At 37.1% G+C, this 20,373-nt stretch carries 22 protein-coding genes; 7 read left to right on the top strand and 15 right to left on the bottom strand.

The window, feature by feature from the left end; all coding sequences use genetic code 11:
* Positions 1-380 (bottom strand): DUF4251 domain-containing protein (locus AACZ30_RS03330; protein WP_339647783.1); only part of this gene is annotated, 380 nt, incomplete at its 3' end.
* Between the two features lie 251 nt (positions 381-631).
* On the opposite strand from AACZ30_RS03330, the gene raiA reads away from it, so the two are divergent.
* The gene (gene raiA, locus AACZ30_RS03325) at positions 632-937 is read left to right on the top strand and encodes a ribosome-associated translation inhibitor RaiA (RefSeq protein ID WP_208225443.1); all 306 of its coding nucleotides are present in this window, start codon (positions 632-634) and stop codon (positions 935-937) included.
* A 165-nt stretch (positions 938-1,102) separates the two neighbouring features.
* Here raiA and AACZ30_RS03320 read toward each other — a convergent pair whose 3' ends face one another.
* The 14 genes from AACZ30_RS03320 to AACZ30_RS03255 form a co-directional block, all read right to left on the bottom strand.
* Positions 1,103-3,124, bottom strand: coding sequence for an aconitate hydratase (locus AACZ30_RS03320; protein ID WP_339647782.1), 2,022 nt, complete (start codon positions 3,122-3,124; stop codon positions 1,103-1,105).
* A 267-nt stretch (positions 3,125-3,391) separates the two neighbouring features.
* On the bottom strand, positions 3,392-4,108 hold the full coding sequence (locus AACZ30_RS03315) for a hypothetical protein (RefSeq protein ID WP_339647781.1): 717 nt from the start codon (positions 4,106-4,108) through the stop codon (positions 3,392-3,394).
* A gap of 73 nt (positions 4,109-4,181) precedes the next feature.
* Positions 4,182-4,745, bottom strand: coding sequence for a 4'-phosphopantetheinyl transferase superfamily protein (locus AACZ30_RS03310; protein ID WP_339647780.1), 564 nt, complete (start codon positions 4,743-4,745; stop codon positions 4,182-4,184).
* Positions 4,742-4,996, bottom strand: a complete 255-nt coding sequence (locus AACZ30_RS03305; RefSeq protein ID WP_339647779.1) for a phosphopantetheine-binding protein — start codon at positions 4,994-4,996, stop codon at positions 4,742-4,744. The genes AACZ30_RS03310 and AACZ30_RS03305 overlap by 4 nt, the downstream gene beginning before the upstream one ends.
* Before the next feature lie 18 nt (positions 4,997-5,014).
* A complete protein-coding gene (locus AACZ30_RS03300; RefSeq protein WP_339647778.1) occupies positions 5,015-6,277 on the bottom strand; it encodes a beta-ketoacyl-[acyl-carrier-protein] synthase family protein in 1,263 nt (420 codons plus the stop codon).
* 12 nt (positions 6,278-6,289) lie between these two features.
* On the bottom strand, positions 6,290-6,736 hold the full coding sequence (locus AACZ30_RS03295; RefSeq protein ID WP_339647777.1) for a hydroxymyristoyl-ACP dehydratase: 447 nt from the start codon (positions 6,734-6,736) through the stop codon (positions 6,290-6,292).
* 7 nt (positions 6,737-6,743) lie between these two features.
* On the bottom strand, positions 6,744-7,538 hold the full coding sequence (locus tag AACZ30_RS03290) for an SDR family oxidoreductase (protein WP_339647776.1): 795 nt from the start codon (positions 7,536-7,538) through the stop codon (positions 6,744-6,746).
* On the bottom strand, positions 7,532-8,584 hold the full coding sequence (locus AACZ30_RS03285; RefSeq protein WP_339647775.1) for a type III polyketide synthase: 1,053 nt from the start codon (positions 8,582-8,584) through the stop codon (positions 7,532-7,534). Before AACZ30_RS03285 ends, AACZ30_RS03290 begins: the two co-directional genes overlap by 7 nt.
* A complete protein-coding gene (locus tag AACZ30_RS03280; RefSeq protein ID WP_339647774.1) occupies positions 8,581-9,300 on the bottom strand; it encodes a methyltransferase domain-containing protein in 720 nt (239 codons plus the stop codon). Before AACZ30_RS03280 ends, AACZ30_RS03285 begins: the two co-directional genes overlap by 4 nt.
* Positions 9,297-10,424 (bottom strand): NAD(P)/FAD-dependent oxidoreductase, encoded by a 1,128-nt coding sequence (locus tag AACZ30_RS03275; RefSeq protein ID WP_339647773.1) that lies wholly within the window; start codon positions 10,422-10,424, stop codon positions 9,297-9,299. Before AACZ30_RS03275 ends, AACZ30_RS03280 begins: the two co-directional genes overlap by 4 nt.
* Before the next feature lie 75 nt (positions 10,425-10,499).
* On the bottom strand, positions 10,500-11,198 hold the full coding sequence (locus AACZ30_RS03270) for an OmpA family protein (RefSeq protein WP_339647772.1): 699 nt from the start codon (positions 11,196-11,198) through the stop codon (positions 10,500-10,502).
* A gap of 15 nt (positions 11,199-11,213) precedes the next feature.
* A complete protein-coding gene (locus AACZ30_RS03265; protein WP_339647771.1) occupies positions 11,214-11,693 on the bottom strand; it encodes a lipocalin family protein in 480 nt (159 codons plus the stop codon).
* 92 nt (positions 11,694-11,785) lie between these two features.
* On the bottom strand, positions 11,786-11,947 hold the full coding sequence (locus AACZ30_RS03260) for a DUF1328 domain-containing protein (RefSeq protein WP_070055250.1): 162 nt from the start codon (positions 11,945-11,947) through the stop codon (positions 11,786-11,788).
* 129 nt (positions 11,948-12,076) lie between these two features.
* Entirely contained in the window at positions 12,077-14,083 is a 2,007-nt protein-coding gene (locus AACZ30_RS03255) for a dehydrogenase E1 component subunit alpha/beta (RefSeq protein WP_339647770.1), read from the bottom strand.
* Between the two features lie 128 nt (positions 14,084-14,211).
* Here AACZ30_RS03255 and AACZ30_RS03250 point away from each other — a divergent pair, with 128 nt between their 5' ends.
* From AACZ30_RS03250 to AACZ30_RS03225, 6 genes are all read left to right on the top strand, one after another.
* A complete protein-coding gene (locus tag AACZ30_RS03250) occupies positions 14,212-15,162 on the top strand; it encodes a 2-oxoglutarate and iron-dependent oxygenase domain-containing protein (RefSeq protein ID WP_286761583.1) in 951 nt (316 codons plus the stop codon).
* A gap of 3 nt (positions 15,163-15,165) precedes the next feature.
* Positions 15,166-15,516 (top strand): translation initiation factor, encoded by a 351-nt coding sequence (locus AACZ30_RS03245; RefSeq protein ID WP_339647769.1) that lies wholly within the window; start codon positions 15,166-15,168, stop codon positions 15,514-15,516.
* Positions 15,517-15,542: 26 nt separating this feature from the next.
* Positions 15,543-16,475 (top strand): DUF1835 domain-containing protein, encoded by a 933-nt coding sequence (locus tag AACZ30_RS03240; RefSeq protein ID WP_208225470.1) that lies wholly within the window; start codon positions 15,543-15,545, stop codon positions 16,473-16,475.
* A gap of 1 nt (position 16,476) precedes the next feature.
* Positions 16,477-17,346, top strand: a complete 870-nt coding sequence (locus AACZ30_RS03235) for a nucleoside phosphorylase (RefSeq protein WP_339647768.1) — start codon at positions 16,477-16,479, stop codon at positions 17,344-17,346.
* 112 nt (positions 17,347-17,458) lie between these two features.
* Positions 17,459-19,513 carry a polyphosphate kinase 1 gene (gene ppk1 / locus AACZ30_RS03230; protein WP_339647767.1) on the top strand — a complete coding sequence of 685 codons (2,055 nt, stop codon included), beginning with the start codon at positions 17,459-17,461 and terminating at the stop codon, positions 19,511-19,513.
* The gene (locus AACZ30_RS03225; RefSeq protein ID WP_339647766.1) at positions 19,510-20,361 is read left to right on the top strand and encodes a substrate-binding domain-containing protein; all 852 of its coding nucleotides are present in this window, start codon (positions 19,510-19,512) and stop codon (positions 20,359-20,361) included. Before ppk1 ends, AACZ30_RS03225 begins: the two co-directional genes overlap by 4 nt.
* The last annotated feature ends 12 nt before the right edge of the window (positions 20,362-20,373 follow it).

The raw sequence follows: 20,373 nt of genomic DNA, 5'->3' as shown, positions 1-20,373 counted from the left end.
TCCAGATTCTCAGTATCCTGGTCGGTAGAAAATTTTATTATTTGGGAATTATTCTTTCCGTTGCTAATTTCAAAATCCTGTAACGGGCCGTTATAAATTATGCCGCCTTCATTATTATGACCACCGCCAGAAAAACGTTCACCAAAAAATGGCAGAAATAAATTCACAGAATCTTTTTTAAAGCGTATAAAATTAGGATTTCCTATCAGGTTAATTCTACCACCAGACATCGGGTTGAGCCAATCGTGCTCAATTTCAAATTCCATACTTTCAATTAAAACTTTGGTTTCTGCAATTTTAGTAGTATTAGCACTACTACCGCAGCTTTGCAGTAATATTATCGTAAGAATGATTGTTAAATATTTGATTGTAAGGTTCATAACCAACTTTATAAGATTCTTAGCTTAAGATACAATCTTTAACTTTTTATTACTCTTAAAAGACTTTTAAATTCGTAGTTCACGAATTTTTCCAAGCCATTTTATTGATAAATATAGATCTAATTTATCTTCAACTAAAAAATAAGTTTATGCACTTAAAAATATTCTTAAACCTTTGCTAAGAATCACTTAATTGATTTGGGTACTTAGAGAATTATGGGTTTATTGGTACTACTAAAATAAACTTATTTATGGAAGCAATATATCAGTTCGTAAAACTCGATAAAAGCGAATCACTACAGGAGTTCGCTCAAAAAAAATTAGATAAACTGGAGACAAAATATGACTGGATCGTGAAAGCCCAGGTGTATTTTAAAAAGGAAGAAGCCCAGGATCCTAAAGGTTATATTTGTAATATTAAATTGAGTGCTCCCGGGCCTCAAATTTTTGCCGAATCTAACGAAAACTCTTTTGAAGCTGCAACCTCTGAAACTATTAGAGATTTGGAACGGCAGTTATCAAAAAGAAAAGGCCAAATGAAAACACATTCAAACTAAGAATATTTTCAGTTTAATTCATAAAAAACCCTGATGTAACTCACATCAGGGTTTTTTTTATCCTACACTTGTTTTAAAAACCAGGTAGATAATAATCAGAATATGGATCCCGAAGTGAATTCGGGATAAAAATTATTTCTCCCGAAGCTTCGAGAATATCAATTTTTATTTTGTTTCGGCTTCTTCAGCATCTTTGGCTTGATCTTCACCAAGTTCGTTTGCTTCAATACGTTCTTTAAACTCATTAATAATTCCACCTTTTAGTAAAATATTAATTTGCCTGTCGCTCATACTGTGTTTTGTTTCAAACTCCAGTTTATCACCATTTGCTTTTCTAACAATTACCTTAATATTATTTCGGTTTATGATGTCTTCCCGCAGGTTTCTAAAAATTATTTGATCGTCCTGATCTATTTTATCATAATCTGCGATATCTAAAAATTCCAACGGAAGAATACCAAAATTCACCAGGTTTTGCCAGGCAATTCTTGCATAACTATTTGCAATTACCGCCACCTGTCCTAAATATTTTGGTGCAATTGCAGCGTGCTCCCTACTGGAACCTTGCGCATAATTATCTTTAGCAACTACAATATGGCCGCCGTGTTCTCCTTTAGCTTTCATTGCACGATCATAAAAACTTTCGTCAATGACTGTGTAAGAAAATTTACTAATTTCTGGCAGGTTACTTCTAAATGGTAGTACCTCTGCTCCTGCTTTTAAAATTTCATCGGTAGAAATATTATCACCCATTTTCAGCATAACCGGAACGCTGTATTTATCCTGCATAGGCTCAATATATGGGAGCGATTTAATGTTTGGGCCTTTTTGAAGTTCAACTTTAGAACCATCTTCTGGAGGAGCAACCAACATATCTTCTTTAATAATCTGAAATTCGGGATATTCAAATTTAGGATACTTCATATTATAAAGCTTTTCCATATCCCTTGGATCGGTAATTTTTCCTGTTAAAGCTGAAGCTGCTGCAGTTTCAGGGCTACATAAATGTACCTGGTCATCTTTTGTACCGGAACGATCGGGGAAGTTTCTGGGCATAGTACGCAAACTAATAGTACCAGATGCCGGTGCCTGTCCCATTCCTATACAACCCATACATCCTGACTGGTGAAAACGCGCTCCTGCCTTGATTAAATTGGCAAAAGCTCTATTCTCTATCATATTCTGAATAATTTGCCTTGAAGTTGGGTTAATATCAAAAGAAACATCACTACTAACCGATTTATCTTCTACTATAGCACCTGCCACCCAGAAATCTCTTAAACCGGGATTGGCAGAAGAACCAATAACTACCTGGCTAATTGATTTTCCTGCAACCTCACTCACTGGAACAACATTTCCAGGACTGGTTGGTAAGGCAATTAAGGGAACCAGTTCATCTAAAATTATTTCTTCGTGAAGATCGTATTCACAACCTTCATCGGCTACCAATTCTCTCCAATCGTCTTCACGTTCTTGAGATTTTAGGAATCTTTTTGTTTCGTTATCACTTGGGAAAACGGTGGTGGTAGCACCAAGTTCAGCACCCATATTGGCAATCACGTGACGATCCATAGCACTTAAATTCTTAAGTCCGTCGCCATAATATTCTATTACTTTCCCAACTCCGCCTTTTACATCGTGGCGGCGCAACATTTCAAGAATAACATCTTTAGCACTTACCCAGTCTGGTAAATTTCCGGTAAGTTTTACACCCCAAACCTTTGGCATTTTTACAAAATATGGTTGCCCTGCAATCGCTGCCGCAACGTCAAGTCCGCCAGTACCAATGGCCAGCATTCCTAAAGAACCTGCAGCCGGAGTGTGGCTATCTGAACCTACCATAGTTTTCCCCGGTTTCCCAAAGCGTTCCATATGTACAGGGTGGCTCACCCCGTTACCTGGCCTACTATACCAAAGCCCGAATTTTTGCGCTGCCGAAAGTAAAAACAAGTGGTCATCGGCATTTTTAAAATCGGTTTGTAGCAGGTTGTGATCTACATATTGCACCCCTACCTCGGTTTGAGCTTTTTCGAGGCCCATAGCTTCAAGCTCTAATTGTACCAGTGTTCCCGTAGCATCTTGCAGTAATGCCTGATCTATTTTTATTCCTATTTCCTTTCCGGGAATCATTTCTCCCTTGAGCAAATGTTCTTTAATTAATTTTTGAGTTACGTTTAATTTAGACATAGTTGGTTATTTTTAAGCTTTAAAATATTACAATTTATAGGAACAAAGGGTGCGTTTAACAATATCTTATATCTTCTACCCTACCCTAACTACTTAATGTTTAGCGGATATTGAAAACTTTAAACATTAAAAAAGCCACAAATAGAGAAGGTTCTCTTCTTTATTTATGGCTTCAAAAAAAGCTGTTTGAAAAATAGCTGTTGTAATATTCTGAACCTAAGTTGTAAATATTCAACGGGCTACTTTCGAAACAGCTTAATTATATTTTTAACTTCTGCTTAAAGCGTTTAAAATATCGTTTTGCTGGCCTTCTTCAATGTTGAAACCGGGTTTTCCTTTTCTTGGGAATAAATAGGCAAATTCTTCATCAAAAGCACTCCAGCTTCCTGCCAATCCAAAATCGTCGTTAGATTTATCCATTTTTGGCCTTTTAAAGGTATTCAAATCTGAATTGTATGGAGAGCCTTCGGCATCTTCACCCGGGAATAACATTCCATCGTTTACTTCAGAATAAATAACTACTGAAGCGCCACCGTTTCCGGGAAGATCAAAAACTTTTAGACCAAAATCCTTTAAAACTCCTTTGCGTTCAGTTATATCTTTGGTTTTAAAACTGTCTTTAAAATTGTTGCGTGGATGTGCAAAAATTGGTGCGCCACCGGCATCTTCAGAAATTGTCTTTAGATCGGCATAAGCATCTTTTAAAATAGCATCGCAGGTAATTAAAATACCTTTTATTTTATACCCATCGGTTACCAGCTTTTTTATCGCATCTTTAGAAGATTTTTCAACTACATCAATAAGCAGTATATCCTGCCTGTTTATATGTCTAATAGCGTAACCCTGGTTAAAAACGCCATCTTTTTCTTCACCTTTAATAATAAATGTGTCTGGGATTAACTTTAAAAATTTACCGGTTTCACCTTTTTCAACAAATTCGGCACTTTGGCTGTGCAGCACTTCCATCTTATCAACAGTCTTCATAATCAAAATCGTTTTAAATTAGTTGTTTCAAGATACAAATAAGGCTATGTTTTCACAATGCTGAAATCGGGTTTTAGGACAGATTTAACGAGACAGCGTAAGCTGAAAAATTACCGTGGTGGGAAAGGCTAAACGGAATTTGCAGATTATCACCCCCGTAGCTCACAAATGGCACTCCCTGCTGGTCTTTACTTATGTTAAGGGATTCTAATGGAATTCCTCTCTGCTCAGCAATTTTTTGAAGCAACCTGAGCCTGGAATTTTTATTTTCTGAAATAAGGGAAAACTCGGTGTTTCCGGTCACGGTATGAATCATATTTGGAAAAAGAATCGAATTTATTACAAAAACATCTTCTTTATAGCACACCACTCCCCTTGCCTTACCAGGATTAATTTTAACCTGTTCGCAAACAAATTGCTTCGGATTATAAAATCGCTTCAACTGATATTTACGTTGAATCGCTTTATAAACTGCCTCTTTCATACTCCATAATAGCCAAACATTCAATTCAGGATCTTCTGAATTCTGAATAAAAGTTTGTTCTTCTTCCGAAAATAATTTCTGAAGAAAGCCTTCTCTTTGCCAGTTACTTTGAGCCCGAATCAGGTTTAAGTCTATGATATCATTTCCAATCACGCTGAAGCCAGTTTTTGCTCGATAATATTTTTAGCATCGCCTACGGTAAGCATTCCTTCCATAGATTCGTTGTCTATTTCAATATTAAACTCGTCTTCCACGTCTAAAATAACATCTACCAGGTTAGCCGAATTTACTTCCAGGTCTTTAATAAAATCGGTTTCTTCATTAAAGTTTTCCAAACCTTTGAGTCTTTGTGTATAGGGAGTTACAATCTTTTTTATAGCTTCCAGAATATCTTTTTCTTTCATTTTTTGTAATAAATAGCTTTATAATTTTTTAAAAATAACTACGGAATTTACATCCCCAAATCCAAAACTGGATTTTGCCAGAATATTAATTGGTATCTCTAAAGTTTTCCTTGGAATTTTCTCTTCTGAAACCAGATTTACTATTTCAGGGTTCAGGTCTTCGCAATTCACATTTCCGAAGATAAAGTTTTTATCCATTTGCAACACACTTGCAACACATTCTATACTTCCCGAAGCGGCCAGACAATGCCCGGTCATTCCTTTTAAAGAATTTATATACGGGAAATCACTTCTTTTCAATGCTTTCTTCCAATTCTCAATCTCCAGCGCATCTTTAGTGGTTGCGGTAAGATGCCCATTAATCACGTCAATTTCTTCAGTTGAAATGTTCGAAAAATGAATAGCTTCCTTAATACAACGAATAACTGCGTCGCTATTAGCAGCCGTCATACTGCCACCACCGCGCTGGCCACCACTATTGACTGCACCACCCAAAACTTCGGCGTAAATTTTCGCGCCACGCTCTTTAGCCGATTCGTATTCTTCCAGAACCACGGCCCCTGCTCCACTTCCCGGCACAAAACCTGCTGCCGAAGCGCTCATTGGCCTGGAAGCTTCAGTAGGATTTTCGTTATATTTTGAAGGTAAAATACGCATCGCATCAAAACCGCCCCAAATATAAGGGCCGTGATCGCTGCAGCTTCCAACTAACATTCGCTTTGTTTTTCCGGCAGCAATTCTTTCAAATCCCATTAGTAAAGCTTCGGTGCCCGTGGTGCAAGCCGAAGAGTTTGTAGTTACCTGGTTTCCGCAACCTAAAATACCACCCAAATAAGCGCTAATTCCACTGGCCATAGTTTGCATAACGCTGGTACTTCCCAACCTTCTGGTTTTCCCGGCATCTATTAAATGAATCGCTTCCCGAAATTTATCTACACCCAGAATCCCGGTGCCAAAAACAATTCCGCTGTCCCAATCTGGTTGATCGTTGTCTTCAATTTTAAGTCCTGCATCCTGCCAGGCATCGGTTCCGGCAATTACCCCGTAAACAATCCCGCTGGAATTTAGTCCGCGTAGTTGTAAAGGCGTAAAATATTCAGCTATTTTTTCTTCGGAAAGTTGTGGTTTTCCGGCAATCTGGCAACTAAATTTTAAACGTTCCAGTTCCTCTTCAAACCTAATCCCACTTTCGCCTTTTCTAATTGCATCTTCAAAATTAGCCAGCCCTACACCATTTGGTGCAACCACATCCATTCCTGTAATGACCACGCGTTTTTTCATTTAAATAAATTTCTAAACAGGTTCGTTTTTAATCATTCCGGCAATCTTTCCGTGGCAAATTAGCTTATTTTCCTTGCTATACATTCTTACTTCACATTTCAATTTATTAAACCTATAAAACAATTTTTCTGAAACTACTTTTACCGTTTCCCCGGGAAAAACCGGGAGGTAAAAATCTACTTCAGAAGAACTCAAAGCAAGTTTTATATTTTTAGAAGTTTCCTTGCTGTTTTCAAGAAGGAAAATCCCGAGGCATACCACGCCAATTTGCGCCATACATTCGGTTAAAATTACGCCGGGTGTTACCGGGTTATTTTTAAAATGGCCTTTATAAAAAAAAGAATCTTCGGAAAAAGTATAAATCCCTTCGGCAGATTTTTCGTTGATTTTTAGCAATTCATCTACAAAAAGGAATGGCGATGAATAAGGTAGTTTTTCGAGTATATTTTTATAATCCAACCGCCGTTTATTTTAAATGTTCCCCACCATTTACCGGAATAATAGTCCCCGTAATCCAACCGGCTTCGTCTTTACTTAATAAATAAACCACATTCGCCACATCGTTTGGAACAGTAAGCCTTTTAAACGGATTATGTTTTAGGGCGTGCATGCGTAAAGTTTCATTCCCGGGAATCATTTGGAAAGAGCGAGTCACGGTAACACCCGCCTGAATACAATTAGCTCGAATACCGTGCGGCGCAAATTCTAGCGCAATATTTCGGGTTATAGATTCTAAGGCTACTTTTGCTGCAGAAACCGCGGCGTAATTGGCCCAGGCTTTTTTATTGCCTTCACTGGTAAAAGAAATTATACGGGCATCTTTTGCAAAAAGATTAGCTTTGAAAATAGCTTTTGTCCAATCGTAAAGGCTAATAGCCATCGCATCTATAGTAATTTGAAAATCTACATTATCTAAAGTAGGTTCATCACCAGTCATTGGTTTTAGGTTTCCCTTTGCAATACTATGTACCAAACTTCTAATTTTACCTTCTTTTCCTAATATCTTAGCAATTTCTTCAATTAAATTTGCTCGCTTTTCAGCGTTTGTAGCATCAATATTAAAGCTTTCAAACTTAACATCCTGTTCTCTAATATCTTCAAAAGCTTCTTCTATTTCGGCTATATCGGTTCTTCTATCCCGGTGTACTATAATTATATTCATCCCGTGATGGGCGAGTTTTCTGGCGGTGGCAAAGCCAAGGCCTGTACTTCCGCCTAAAATAATTGCCCAGTAATTACGATCTTTAAACTCTGTTACCATTCCAATAAAATTCTTTGTGCCGAAAAGCCGGGACCAAAGCTTAACATTAAGCCCTGTTCGCCAGGTTTTGGCTGATTTTTCATAAATTCTTCTAACACATACAACACCGTAGCACTGCTCATGTTCCCGTATTGCCTAAGCACTTCCCGGGTTTCGTCTATATTCTTCCCTAAGTTACCAAAAAGATCTTCAACTGTTTGTACAATTTTCTTTCCCCCGGGATGAAATATAAGATGATCTACCTTTTCAATATTAGAATTAAATTTCTTTAAAAATGGATGAACAATTTCTGGGAAATGAGATGCTATGGTTTGTGGCACGCTTTCATCTAAAATCATTTTGAGTCCGTGGTTGGTGAGATCAAAACCCATTAAATGTGTAGCTTCATAAAAATGATACATTTCCTCACCTAAAATTTTAGGACCCGAAGCGTTTTCTTCTGAAGAAAGCAATACACAAGCGGCGCCATCCCCAAAAATAGCTGCACTTACCATATTGGCCATAGAAAAATCGTTTAACTGGAAAGTAGCCGTGGGACTTTCTACTGCGATTACCGCGGCACGTTTCCCGGGATTGGCTTTTAGGAAATTTGCTGCATAGATTATTCCTGAAATTCCCGCCGCACAGCCCATTTCGGTAACCGGCAGCCGGGTAATATTCTGTCGCAATTCCAATTCATTTATAAGATAAGCATCTAAAGAAGGAATCATTATGCCGGTACAACTCACGGTAATTATAAAATCAATTGAATCTGCTTCCCAGCTATTATTTTGTAAAGCTTTTTGTAGCACATTTTTACCAAGCTTCTTAACCTCCCGCACATAAATATCGTTTTTATCTTCAAAAGAAGTCGCGGTAAAAACTTCTTCAGGATCCATAATAGAATAACGCTTATCTACCCCGGCGCCTTCAAAGATTTTAAGAACCTTTCTCCAGTAGCGATCTTCCTGACCTTCAAGCCAGGTTTCTACCAGTGGTAAAATATCCCGGGTTTCCCGTGAATACTTAGGTAATTCTTTCTCTACACCTACAATTTTTATACTCATATTTTTTCTTTCTGAATAATCCACTGATAGCGAAATGCCCACTTCCAGCTAATTTGATGATAGGTTTGGGGAATTTTTTCGGCAAAACCTTTTAATTCTTCTCTTTTGAATCCTCTTAAAATAGATATTAAACCATCTTTCCGGGCAATTTCATTATTGATAAAAACAGCACAAAATGCCTGAAACAACCTATAAGCAATTTTTGAGCGATGTAAATCGTTAATAATCACACCCAGCCTGGATTGTTGATTAAACAGATTTAGTAAAGCAGAAATTTGAACGTTTTTAAAATGGTGTAATGTTAAAGTACACAAGATTATGTCGCAATGAAAATTTTTAAATTCTTCACTAAAAATATCTAAAGATTTAAAATCAATTTCCGGGAAATCTAAAGACATTTTTTCAGCGATTTTGATGGCGTGTGTGTTGGCATCAATACCGGTAAGTTTGAATTTATAGCCATTTTTTCTTTCCCATCTGGCGATTTCCCGAAGAACGGCACCATTGCCACAACCTACATCTGCAATATGGATTTCTTTTGTTTTTGGTTGCTTTCGTACAATGTTCTTTACTCCTTCTAAGGTAATTTTATTCCCACCCAGCCATTTATTGATAATGTCAAGATCACGTAAAGTTTTATCGAGTTCCTGGCCTTTTAGGTCAAAATCGTCCATAATTTCAACCGCGTTGGTTCTTTTAGAGGTATCTATGCTCATACTATAGGTTGCCCGTGGGTTTTACTTATGATCTTCTCTAACAAGTACGGAAATTTTTTAACGAGTTGCTGTGAAGTCGAAGCCAAAAAAGGATTGATTAATATTTTTTGAAGAATTCGCCCGGTTTTTAATCGATTTTTAAAATGTGTATTCCAGTTCCCCCGGTATTGATTTTCCAGATTTTTACGGTCTAAATTTTTTCCTTTGAAATTATTTAAAATTGCTTTTGAAGCAATTTTTCCCGAATGAATAGCCATTGCCATTCCATTTCCGCAAAGCGGATGAATTAGCCCTGCAGCATCTCCCAGCATCAAAATATGATTATTGATAACCGATTTTTCCTGGAATGAAATTTGGGCAATACTCAAATCTTTCTCAAATAAAGGTTTAGCATTCTTAAAGAAGCCTTTTAAATATGTGTTTTGAAATAAAACTTTTTGCTTGAATTCTTCGGTATTTCGGTATTTTTTGAAGCTTTTATAGGAAACCATAAAACAAGCATTTACCGCCCCGGTTTCCGTTTTTGATAATCCGCAATAGCCGCCTTCAAAATTATGTAGCGCCACTAAATCTTCAGGAAATTCTGGCTTTTCATGATGTGATTTTACAGCGAGCCAGGAAGATTTTTCCTGGATAAATTCCCGTCCCAGGCTTTTATCAAGATTAGCTCTTTTTCCAAAAGCGCCTAATACTATTGGGGCTTTTAGTTGTTTTCCGGAGGAAAGTTTCAGGGTAAATTCATCATTTTCAAAATTTATATTTTCAACTGATTCAATTAGAGTTTCTGCTCCATTTTCTTCAGCTTTTTTAAAAAGAAAATCATCTAAAGCATAACGGCTTAAGCCCATCCCGCCCAGGCTTAAAGAAGTTTCTATAGATTTTGCATTTTGAGTGCTGTAAAGGAGTTTATGAATTTTTACCGGGTTTAAATCTTTTTCGAGATCTATATCCAGAGAATGGAGATATGGAATTACTTCGTTAGAAAGGTATTCCCCGCAGACTTTATGTCTGGGATATGCTTTTTTCTCTATAAGCAAGACACGTTTTCCTGCTCGGGAAAGATGAATGGCAGCAGTTAATCCCGCCAGGCCTGCACCTACTATAATTACTTGAAAATCTGCCATTGGTTGAAGATAAATAAATACATAAAAAAATCCCGGAAATTTCCGGGATTTAATATTTGTTTGAAGAAATAGAACCTAGTTCTTCTGTTCAGCCTGTTTTCTGGCTTCTTCTTTTAATTCTTCGTTTGCAACAATAGCGAGCTCTACCCTACGGTTTTTAGCACGACCTTCCGCAGTTTCGTTATCATATTTTGGTTGGGATTCTCCATACCATTTAGTTTCAAACCTTCCGCTGCTCAACCCCTGGTTGGTTAAGTAATTAGTTACAGCCTGTGCTCTGTTTTTGGATAAAGTAAGGTTGTATGTTTCACTTCCGGTATCATCGGTATGTCCTTCAACTAAAATATTAGAATCTGGATACTCTTTAAAAATATCGGCAAGCTTATTCAGGGTTTGTTGTGATTTAGCGTTAATATTATACTTTTCAGTATCAAAATATACACCGCTGCTTTCATCAAAAGTCACGTTAATTCCTTCGCCTACTCTTTCAACTTCAGCGCCTGGAATTTCCTGTTCAATTTCCTTGGCTTGCTCGTCCATACGGTTACCAATAATTGCTCCGGCTGCTCCACCTACAACTCCGCCAATAATGGCGCCAAGTGCAGTATTCCCGTCTCCGGTATTGTTTCCAACAACCCCACCAATTACGGCTCCACCGGCAGATCCAATTACAGCTCCTTTTTGTTTATTATTCGCATTCTTAGTGGCTTCACAACTAAAAAGAAGTGTGGCAGCAAAAAGAATGGCAAACATTCTGTTTATAGTAGTCTTCATAGTAAATTAATTTAATTAAAGTTTAGAAAAATTCATTCTTATCACAAATGGAGAACCCTCAAGCATTACAGATTGTTCCCAAACCATTTGAGTTCCAGAAAGTGATTTTAAATTCATTCGGAAACCTTGATTTCCCGTTGTAGAGTTATAATCTTCATCGGTTGGTTTCAATAGAAAATCGAAAATTCCTTCTGGAGTATTTTCTTCATCTATAGACCAAACAAAATACCGCTGCCCTGCACTGCAATTAGGTCCCTGTACAGTATATGCGCCTCTGTTATTATTAGAGACAAAATTCCACGTACTGTTTTCAAAACAGGATGCATTGGCATCATTTAGTAGGGTAACATCAAACTCACCAGAACTGTTTGGGTAAGTTACACTGGTAAGCGTCCAGTTTCCATTAAAGGTTTTTCTGGCTTCTTTAGCGGTTTTGCTGGGTCCGCAAGCGGCAAGTAGTAACGCTACAAAGCCAAGTATAAATATTTTTTTCATTAGTTAGTTGTTTGGGTTATACATAAAAATCCAATGCTTGCCGATTGGTACCTGGCGCAATACATTGGATTTTATTCTTTATTTATTTGTTTTTATCTTCTAAATAATCTGCTCACTAAAGAAATTACTAATAGTACCAGGAAAATGTAAAAGATTATTTTAGCAATGTCTGCAAAACCTTCGGCGATTCCACCAAAGCCGAAAATAGCAGCTACCAAAGCAATGATTAAGAAAATAACGATTAGACGTATCATAATAAAAGATTTTTGATTAGTTGTAATCTAAATTACGGTAGGTGTAGAACGGAGACAAAAGATTATTAATACTTTAACAGCAGAACTGTTAAGGAATCTTAAAATATGAAATACTTGGGCTTCTTATTATTAATAGTCTATTAATTGCTGTAATTTTTCCTTCAATTTTTTCTTCGGAAGATATCCTTCTTCAAGTGCAGCGGCAAACGGAATTGGAGTTTCCCCACTGCCAAGTCGCATTACCGGTGCGTCTAAAAATTCAAAACATTCTTCTGAAATAATTGCTGAAATTTCTGAGGCTAAACTTCCAAAAAGCGAGTCTTCGGTAAGTATAAGTGCTTTTCCGGTCTTTTTAACCGAATTAATAATGGTCTCTTTATCTAAAGGTTGCAGGCTACGAAGATCTATTAATTCAATGTTTTCTAATTCTGCTCCCTCTAAGGTATCTAAAGCCCAGTGAACGGCTGCACCATAGGTGATAATTGTAAGTTTTTCCCCTTCTTTTAATATTGAAGCTTTTCCAAATGGTAAGGTGTAATAATCTACGGGAACTTCCTGCCGAATACTGCGGTATAAAGCCTTGTGTTCAAAGAACAACACAGGATTTGGGTCGTTAAAAGCTGTATTCAGCAAGCCTTTTGCTTCATATGGAAAAGCTGGGTAAACAACTTTTAAGCCTGGAATCTTGGTAAACCATGCCTCATTGGTTTGACTATGAAAAGGTCCTGCACCTACCCCGGCCCCGCAAGGCATTCTTATAACCACATCGGCATTTTGATTCCATCGGTAATTGCTTTTAGCGAGATAATTTACAATGGGATTAAAACCGGAACTCACAAAATCTCCAAACTGCATTTCTACCATAGCCTTCATTCCATTTATAGAAAGTCCCATTGCAGTTCCCACAATAGCCGACTCACAAATTGGAGTGTTTCTAACTCTTTCTTTACCAAATTCTTCCAGTAATCCTTCAGTAATTTTAAAAACCCCACCGTATTCTGCAATATCCTGTCCCATTAACACTAGGGAATTATGTCTTTGCATAGATTGTTTTACCGCTTGAGAAATAGCGTCAATAAATCTTATAGTTTCAGTTTCTGAATTTGTTTTAATCTCTTGATATATAAACTCCTGGTAAACATCATTTAATTCATTAATTTCAATGTATTCTGAAACCGGTTCTTCATTAGCTGCTTTTAAATTTTCATCAATTTCAGCTTTAATTTCATTTTTAAAGTGAACATCCTGCTCTTCAGAAAGTATATTTTCTTCTATGAGAAAACGTTTAAAATTCTCTACGGGATCTTTTTGTTGCCAGAAATTCATTAAATCTTCTGGAACGTATTTTGTTCCACTGGCTTCCTCGTGGCCGCGCATTCTAAAAGTTTTGAACTCCAGTAAAACCGGTCGGGGATTTTGTCTAATACTTTCAGCAACCTCAGAAACTTTAGAGTATACTTCAATTATATTATTTCCGTCTATAATATGAGATTCCATTCCGTAGCCCTGGGCCCGGTCGGCAAGATCTTTACATCTATATTGTTCATTTGTTGGAGTTGAAAGTCCGTAGCCATTGTTTTCTATGCAAAACAAAACCGGTAAATCCCAGACTGATGCAATATTTAGCGCTTCGTGAAAATCGCCTTCACTGGTGCCTCCCTCTCCGGTAAAAACCGCGGTAAGCTTATTTTCATTTTTCAATTTATGCGCTAAAGCAATCCCATCGGCCACGCCAAGCTGTGGGCCTAAATGAGAAATCATTCCAACAATTTTATACTCCTGGGTACCAAAATGAAAACTGCGGTCACGACCTTTTGTGAAACCGTTTTGTTTTCCCTGCCACTGGGAGAAAAGTCGGTTTAAAGGGACGTTTCTAGAAGTAAATACTCCTAAATTACGGTGCATTGGTAAAATATACTCATCGGCGTTAAGCGCTTTCGTAACTCCAATGGAAATAGCTTCCTGGCCTATCCCACTAAACCATTTAGAAATTTTGCCCTGTCTTAGCAAGATGAGCATTTTTTCTTCTATTAAACGTGGCTTTAATAAAGATGCATATAAGTCTAATAACTGGGTTGAGGAGAGATTTTTCTTCTCAAATTTTATAGCAGGCGGCTGGGAAGAATTTGGTTGCATAGTGTGTATTTGTTTACCAAATGTAACCAAAATTATAAATGCTAAGAAATTTAAAAAGCCTCGTTAGCTCCCGTATTTTTCTTTAACTTTGTGTGTTAAATTCTCAAAAAACTAAGCATATTATGGCAATGAATAATATTCCAAGCGTAGATCTTGCCGATTTTCTATCTGATGATCCAAACAGAAAACAAAAATTTGTTGAAGAGATTGGCAAAGCTTACGAAGAGATTGGTTTTGTAGCTTTAAAAAATCATTTTCTTGATAATGAGCTGGAAGAAAACCTATATAAAGAAGTAAAAAGTTTTTTTGCGCTTCCTTTAGAAATAAAGAAAAAATATGAAATTGAAGGTCTTGCAGGTCAGCGGGGCTATATTTCCTTCGGAAAAGAACACGCAAAAGGTAAAAAAGAAGGTGATTTAAAAGAATTTTGGCATTTTGGTCAGGAACCGGCTGAAGATGCTAATCTTACTGAAGAATACCCCGAAAATGTGCAGGTTTCTGAACTTAAAGATTTTAATAAGGTAGGTATGGAAGCTTACCGGATGCTGGAAAAAACCGGTATTTATGTATTACGGGCACTAGCTTTATACATTGGTTTGGAAGAACATTATTTTGATCACTGGGCCAGCAACGGAAATAGTATTTTAAGACCTATCCATTACCCTCCTATTACCGAAGAACCTAAAGGTGCGGTTAGAGCCGGCGCTCATGGAGATATAAATCTTATTACTTTACTTATGGGAGCCTCTACAGGAGGTTTACAGGTATTGCGAAAAGATGGTGAGTGGATAGATGCGGTACCCCAGGAAGATGAATTGGTAATTAATGTGGGAGATATGTTAGAGAGACATACCAATAATAAATTACGCTCTACAATTCACCGTGTGATCAACCCACCAAAGGAGCAATGGGATAAACCAAGATATTCAATTCCTTTCTTTATGCACCCCAGAAGTGAAATGCGCTTAGATTGTCTGGAAGAATGTATAGATGAAGAGAATCCAAAACAGTATGAAGATATAACTGCCGGCGAATTTTTACACCAGCGCCTGGTAGAAATTGGACTCCTAAAAAAGTAAGTTATGGCGAAGAAAAAACTCGGACTAGAAGATTTAGGCGGTTTTGTTTTTTCTACAAATGATGATTTTGAAGGAAACGAGCACGAAGAAACCGAAGAAACCTTAGCACCAGCAGATCAGCAACTGGAAGCGCATTTTAGCAGTAAAGGTCGCGGTGGAAAAACCGTTACTATAATTAAAGGCTTTGAAGGAACTAATGACGATTTAGTAATTCTTGGAAAGAAGCTAAAGAAAAAATGTGGAGTTGGCGGTTCGGCTAAAGATGGTGAGATTATTATCCAGGGTGACGACAGGGAAAAGATTATGGAACTGCTTAGAAAAGATGGTTATAATGTAAAACGGGTTGGCGGTTAATTTCCACCAACCTTTAAATTCTCCCAATGGAAAAAAAGGCCCTGCATATTGTTAATGGTGATAGCTTAACCGAACAGGTTGAAGAACTGGATCTACCCGGGCAAATTATTGTTTGGCGGGAATTGCTATGCGAAGGGCCGTGTGTTAAAGAAGTCGGTTCTTTGAAATTCATTAGAAAAAGAGAGAAATTTTTAAAAGAAGCCTACAATATTTCTTCTGAAGAATATAAAGAGCGTTTTGTATCCCAGCTTAAAAAACTGAAAAAAGCCAAAGATTATGACCACGTGGTACTCTGGTTTGAATTCGATCTTTTTTGCCATATAAATATGCTGGCGGCCATAAGTTTTTACAGGGAACACCAGCCAAAAGTTCCTTTTTACCTGGTATGTAGTAAACGCCAAAAAGGAGAGGATGAATTTCTACCGCTTTCCAGGCTGCCGCAAAAACATTTATTAAATCATTTTAATAAAAAAATCCAGTTAGAAGAAGAAGACCTGGAGATTGCTAATTTGGTTTGGGAGCTGTATTGCAGCAACGACCCCATGAAACTCAAGAAACAAATAAAAAAGACTTCAAATTTTGAATATCTTTCCAGTTGCATTAGGGCGCATATAGAACGTTTTCCCAATAGTAAAACCGGTATTAATTCGCTGGAGAGAAATGTACTTAAACTGGTAGAAAATCAGCAAATAACTTCATTTAACCAATTGTTGGGTTACGCCCTGCAGTACCAGGGCTATTATGGCTATAGTGATTCTCAAATGGAAAGGGTTCTCAGTAAATTATCTATTTTCTATACGCTGGAAGATAATCGCGTGGTGTTAACCTCAAAAGGTGAGGATGCCTTAAACCAGAAGAAAAATTTTTACCAGGAACTTAAAAACGAAGAATGTTTGGGAGGTGCAAGAGTTTTTGATTTTCTCTATGATGCCGACTCCCATAAAGTTTTAAAATTATAATATGCCAATAGAAGCTTCAGAATTTATACAAAACAGTGATGGTAGCGTTTACCATTTAAATTTATTGCCAAAACATCTCGCTAAGACTGTGATTTTAGTGGGCGATCCTAATCGGGTTGAGAGAATTACCAGGCATTTTGATAAAGTTGAATTCAAATTAAAAAAACGGGAATTTTATACTCAAACCGGTTATTATAAAGGAAAACGCATCAGTGTGATTTCTACGGGTATTGGCCCCGATAATATTGATATTGTACTTAACGAACTTGATGCGCTTGTAAATATAGATTTTGAAACCAGGGAGCTTAAAAAAGAAATTACGAGTTTAGATATTATAAGAATTGGAACTTCGGGCTCTATTCAAAAGGAAGTTCCGGTAGATTCCTTTTTAATTAGCGAAAGCGCAATTGGCTTTGACGGACTTTTACACTTCTATGAAAGCGAGCATATTCAAAATTCAGAATTTGCTGATGCTTTTAGTAAACACTTAGACTGGTTTAAAAAGAAAGCCGCACCCTATGTAGTAGATGGGAGTGAAAACCTAATATCCCGTATGGAGTCTCCTCGTGTACATAAAGGTGTTACCGCTACAAATATTGGATTTTATGGCCCACAGGGAAGGATTTTGCGCTTAGCGCTTCAGGATGATAAAATGAACGATAATCTGGCTTCATTTTCATTTAACCATAAAAAAATCACCAATCTTGAAATGGAAACATCGGCAATTTATGGCTTGTCTAAATTACTTGGGCATAATGCGATTTCTATGAATGCAATAATAGCCAACAGAGCCGCGGGAACCTTTTCAAAAGATCCTAAAAAAACCGTAGATGAGCTTATTCAATACAGTTTAGAGCAATTGGCAAAGTAATCTTATTACAAAATTATAGAAGCCTTAAAATCTTTCTAACTGCGCATTTAACAGAAAATTAAAAGCAAACCTCTGCCCTTATTTGTATTTTTGGTCAAACCACTAATCAATAATGCAGGAACCACAAGAAATTCCATTAAGGCATCGTGACCTTAACTGGCTGAGCTTTAACGCTAGAGTCTTACAGGAGGCAGAAGATAAACTCAATCCGCTTTACGAGCGGATTCGTTTTTTAGCTATTTTCTCTTCTAATTTAGATGAATACTTTAGGGTAAGGGTTGCGCAGCTTCGCCAAATGAAACGTGTGGAGAAAAGCATTCGTAAAAAACTCGCCTTAAAACCTACTAAAACTACCAAGGAAATCCTGGAGGAAGTAAAACGGCAGCAGCACAAATTTGGCGAGATTTACCAAAAACAAATTTTACCCGAGCTTGCTAAAAACGATATTCTTATTATAGATGCCGAGCATTTTGATACAGCCCAAAATGAATTTGCATCCAACTATTTTCAGCAAAAGGTAAAATCGCATATTAAGCCCGAGGTTATTGATCTTGAGGAAGAAAATGAACTTTTTCTTCAAAACGCCGAATTATATTTTGTGGTGAGCTTTACCGATAAAGAAAAACTTGGGATCGTAAATATTCCTGTGGATGCCTGCGGAAGATTTGTTAATCTTGAAGGCGATGGCGAAGATAATTCCATAACCTATTTAGATGAAATTATTAGAAGTCAGGTAAGTTCTATTTTTAAAGATCATAAGATTGAGGGCGTTTATGAAATTAAACTTTCCCGTGATGCCGAGCTTTATATTGAAGATATTTATGAAGGAGTTCTGGCTGAAAAGATCTACGATTCACTCGCTCAAAGAACGGATGGGCAGCCAACACGACTATTATATGATGCAGAAATGCCAAATTTTCTTCATAAAAGAATTAGAAAACTGCTGAAACTGGGAAAAATAGATATGATGCCCGGTGGGAAATATCATAATTTCAATGATTTCTTTTCCTTCCCCGATCCTACAAATAATCCAGATCTTCATTATAAAAAACTTCCTGCAATAGCGCATAAAGTACTCTCGGGATCAAAAAACTATTTTGAAACAATCTCAAAGAAAGACCAGGCAGTGCATTTTCCCTATATGTCTTTTGCTTATGTAGAGAATTTCCTGGAGCAGGCAGTGGACGATAAAGATGTAACCGCAATAAAGATTTCTTTATACCGCGTTGCAGATGAATCAAGATTAACAAGCCTTCTTTTAAAGGCTCTGGAAAACGGAAAACAGGTTACGGTATTTGTAGAAGCCAAAGCCAGGTTTGATGAAGAAAATAATATAATTTGGGGCCGAAAATTTGAGGAAAAAGGCGCCAATGTAATTTACTCCTATCCTAAGATCAAAGTACATTCCAAAATAATGCTGGTACAGCGTATGGAAGGGGACGATTTAGTCAACTATTCCTATATAGGTACGGGGAATTTTAATAGTGAAACTTCAGAAATATATTGCGATCACGCTATTTTTACTTCAAATAAACAAATAGCTAAAGAATTATCGCGTTTGTTTAAAGTTCTTGAAGGAGAATTAATTATTCCGCGGGAAAAAAACTTATTGATCTCTCCATTTTCTACACGACAGGAATTTATTAAACTTATCTACAACGAAATTGATAACGCACGGGAAGGAAAAAAGGCAAAAATCACCGCTAAAATGAACAGCCTTGAAGATCCCGAAATAATCGAGTTGCTTTATAAAGCCAGTAGTGCCGGTGTAGAAATAAGACTGCTGGTTCGCGGTTTTACCTGCCTAATTCCAGGAGTTAAAGGTTTAAGTGAAAATATTTATATTACCAGTATTGTAGATAGATATTTAGAACACGGGCGTATTTATATTTTTGAAAACGGTGGAGATGAAAAGATCTATTACGGTAGTGCCGACTGGATGGCGCGTAACCTTTCCCGCCGAATTGAAGTGCTCTCCCCTATTCTGGATAAAGATGTAGCACAGGAATTCAAAGAAATCCTTGAAATTCAACTAAACGATAATGTAAAAGCGAGAATTCAGGATGCTGATGAGAAAAATGAGTATGTTAAGAGAGCAAACGGTGAGCAGCCCGTGAGATCGCAATACGAAATCTATAATTATTTAAAAGAAAAACATAGCAAATGAAAACTATAAAAGTAGGTGGAGTTCCCGAGCATTTTAACCTTCCGTGGCATTTATGTATAGAAGAAAAATTATTTGAAACGCGTGGCATTAATGTTATTTGGAAAGATTTTCCAGGTGGAACCGGTGCTATGAACAAAGCCTTACGATCTGGAGAAATTGATGTCGCAGTAATTTTAACTGAAGGAATTTTAAAAGATATAATTTCGGGAAATGAAAGTAAGATTATTCAAACTTACATAGGTTCTCCTTTGGTTTGGGGAATTCACGTAGCGGCGGGTTCTAAGTATAAATCGGTTGAAGAACTTAAACACACGAAAGCGGCAATTAGCAGAAAAGGTAGCGGTTCACATCTTATGGCCTATGTTAATGCACAAAACCACGAATGGAATACTGAAGAATTACAGTTTGAAATAGTAAGAGACCTGGATGGAGCTGTAGAAGCGCTAAAAGAAGATAAAGCCCAGTATTTTATGTGGGAGCATTTTACCACCAAACCTTTGGTAGATAACCATACCTTTAGAAGACTTGCAGATTGCCCTACGCCCTGGCCATGTTTTGTGATTGCTGCCAGAAATGAGAGTTTAAAAAATGAACCAGAACGCCTTAAAACGATGTTGGAAATTTTAAACAGGGAGACTCAACGCTTTAAAAAACTACCAAAAATCGCCGAAAAATTAGCCGAAAGATACGATCAGCGCCTGGAAGATATTGAAAAATGGCTTGATATTACACATTGGAGTGCAGAGCAAATAGCTGAAGCTGAGGTAGAAAAAGTGCAGGAGAAATTATTGGAACTAAACTTAATTTCAAAAAAACAGCGATCATCCGAATTTATTCATAATTTGTAGCCGAATTAATCA

Source organism: uncultured Salegentibacter sp. (assembly GCF_963972535.1).
Lineage (GTDB): Bacteria > Bacteroidota > Bacteroidia > Flavobacteriales > Flavobacteriaceae > Salegentibacter.
This window is presented reverse-complemented; position numbering and strand designations above follow the sequence as displayed.

Excerpts from the sequence above, each read along its gene's own strand:
- AACZ30_RS03270 (WP_339647772.1), bottom strand. The coding sequence starts at position 11,198 with ATGAAGACTACTATAAACAGAATGTTTGCCATTCTTTTTGCTGCCACA.
- AACZ30_RS03285 (WP_339647775.1), bottom strand. The coding sequence starts at position 8,584 with ATGAGTATAAAAATTGTAGGTGTAGAGAAAGAATTACCTAAGTATTCA.
- AACZ30_RS03320 (WP_339647782.1), bottom strand. The coding sequence starts at position 3,124 with ATGTCTAAATTAAACGTAACTCAAAAATTAATTAAAGAACATTTGCTC.
- AACZ30_RS03280 (WP_339647774.1), bottom strand. The coding sequence starts at position 9,300 with ATGAGCATAGATACCTCTAAAAGAACCAACGCGGTTGAAATTATGGAC.
- AACZ30_RS03260 (WP_070055250.1), bottom strand. The coding sequence starts at position 11,947 with ATGATACGTCTAATCGTTATTTTCTTAATCATTGCTTTGGTAGCTGCT.
- AACZ30_RS03265 (WP_339647771.1), bottom strand. The coding sequence starts at position 11,693 with ATGAAAAAAATATTTATACTTGGCTTTGTAGCGTTACTACTTGCCGCT.
- AACZ30_RS03305 (WP_339647779.1), bottom strand. The coding sequence starts at position 4,996 with ATGAAAGAAAAAGATATTCTGGAAGCTATAAAAAAGATTGTAACTCCC.
- AACZ30_RS03290 (WP_339647776.1), bottom strand. The coding sequence starts at position 7,538 with ATGGTAACAGAGTTTAAAGATCGTAATTACTGGGCAATTATTTTAGGC.
- AACZ30_RS03240 (WP_208225470.1), top strand. The coding sequence starts at position 15,543 with ATGGAAAAAAAGGCCCTGCATATTGTTAATGGTGATAGCTTAACCGAA.
- ppk1 (WP_339647767.1), top strand. The coding sequence starts at position 17,459 with ATGCAGGAACCACAAGAAATTCCATTAAGGCATCGTGACCTTAACTGG.
- raiA (WP_208225443.1), top strand. The coding sequence starts at position 632 with ATGGAAGCAATATATCAGTTCGTAAAACTCGATAAAAGCGAATCACTA.
- AACZ30_RS03300 (WP_339647778.1), bottom strand. The coding sequence starts at position 6,277 with ATGAAAAAACGCGTGGTCATTACAGGAATGGATGTGGTTGCACCAAAT.
- AACZ30_RS03245 (WP_339647769.1), top strand. The coding sequence starts at position 15,166 with ATGGCGAAGAAAAAACTCGGACTAGAAGATTTAGGCGGTTTTGTTTTT.
- AACZ30_RS03235 (WP_339647768.1), top strand. The coding sequence starts at position 16,477 with ATGCCAATAGAAGCTTCAGAATTTATACAAAACAGTGATGGTAGCGTT.
- AACZ30_RS03225 (WP_339647766.1), top strand. The coding sequence starts at position 19,510 with ATGAAAACTATAAAAGTAGGTGGAGTTCCCGAGCATTTTAACCTTCCG.
- AACZ30_RS03255 (WP_339647770.1), bottom strand. The coding sequence starts at position 14,083 with ATGCAACCAAATTCTTCCCAGCCGCCTGCTATAAAATTTGAGAAGAAA.
- AACZ30_RS03315 (WP_339647781.1), bottom strand. The coding sequence starts at position 4,108 with ATGAAGACTGTTGATAAGATGGAAGTGCTGCACAGCCAAAGTGCCGAA.
- AACZ30_RS03275 (WP_339647773.1), bottom strand. The coding sequence starts at position 10,424 with ATGGCAGATTTTCAAGTAATTATAGTAGGTGCAGGCCTGGCGGGATTA.
- AACZ30_RS03250 (WP_286761583.1), top strand. The coding sequence starts at position 14,212 with ATGAATAATATTCCAAGCGTAGATCTTGCCGATTTTCTATCTGATGAT.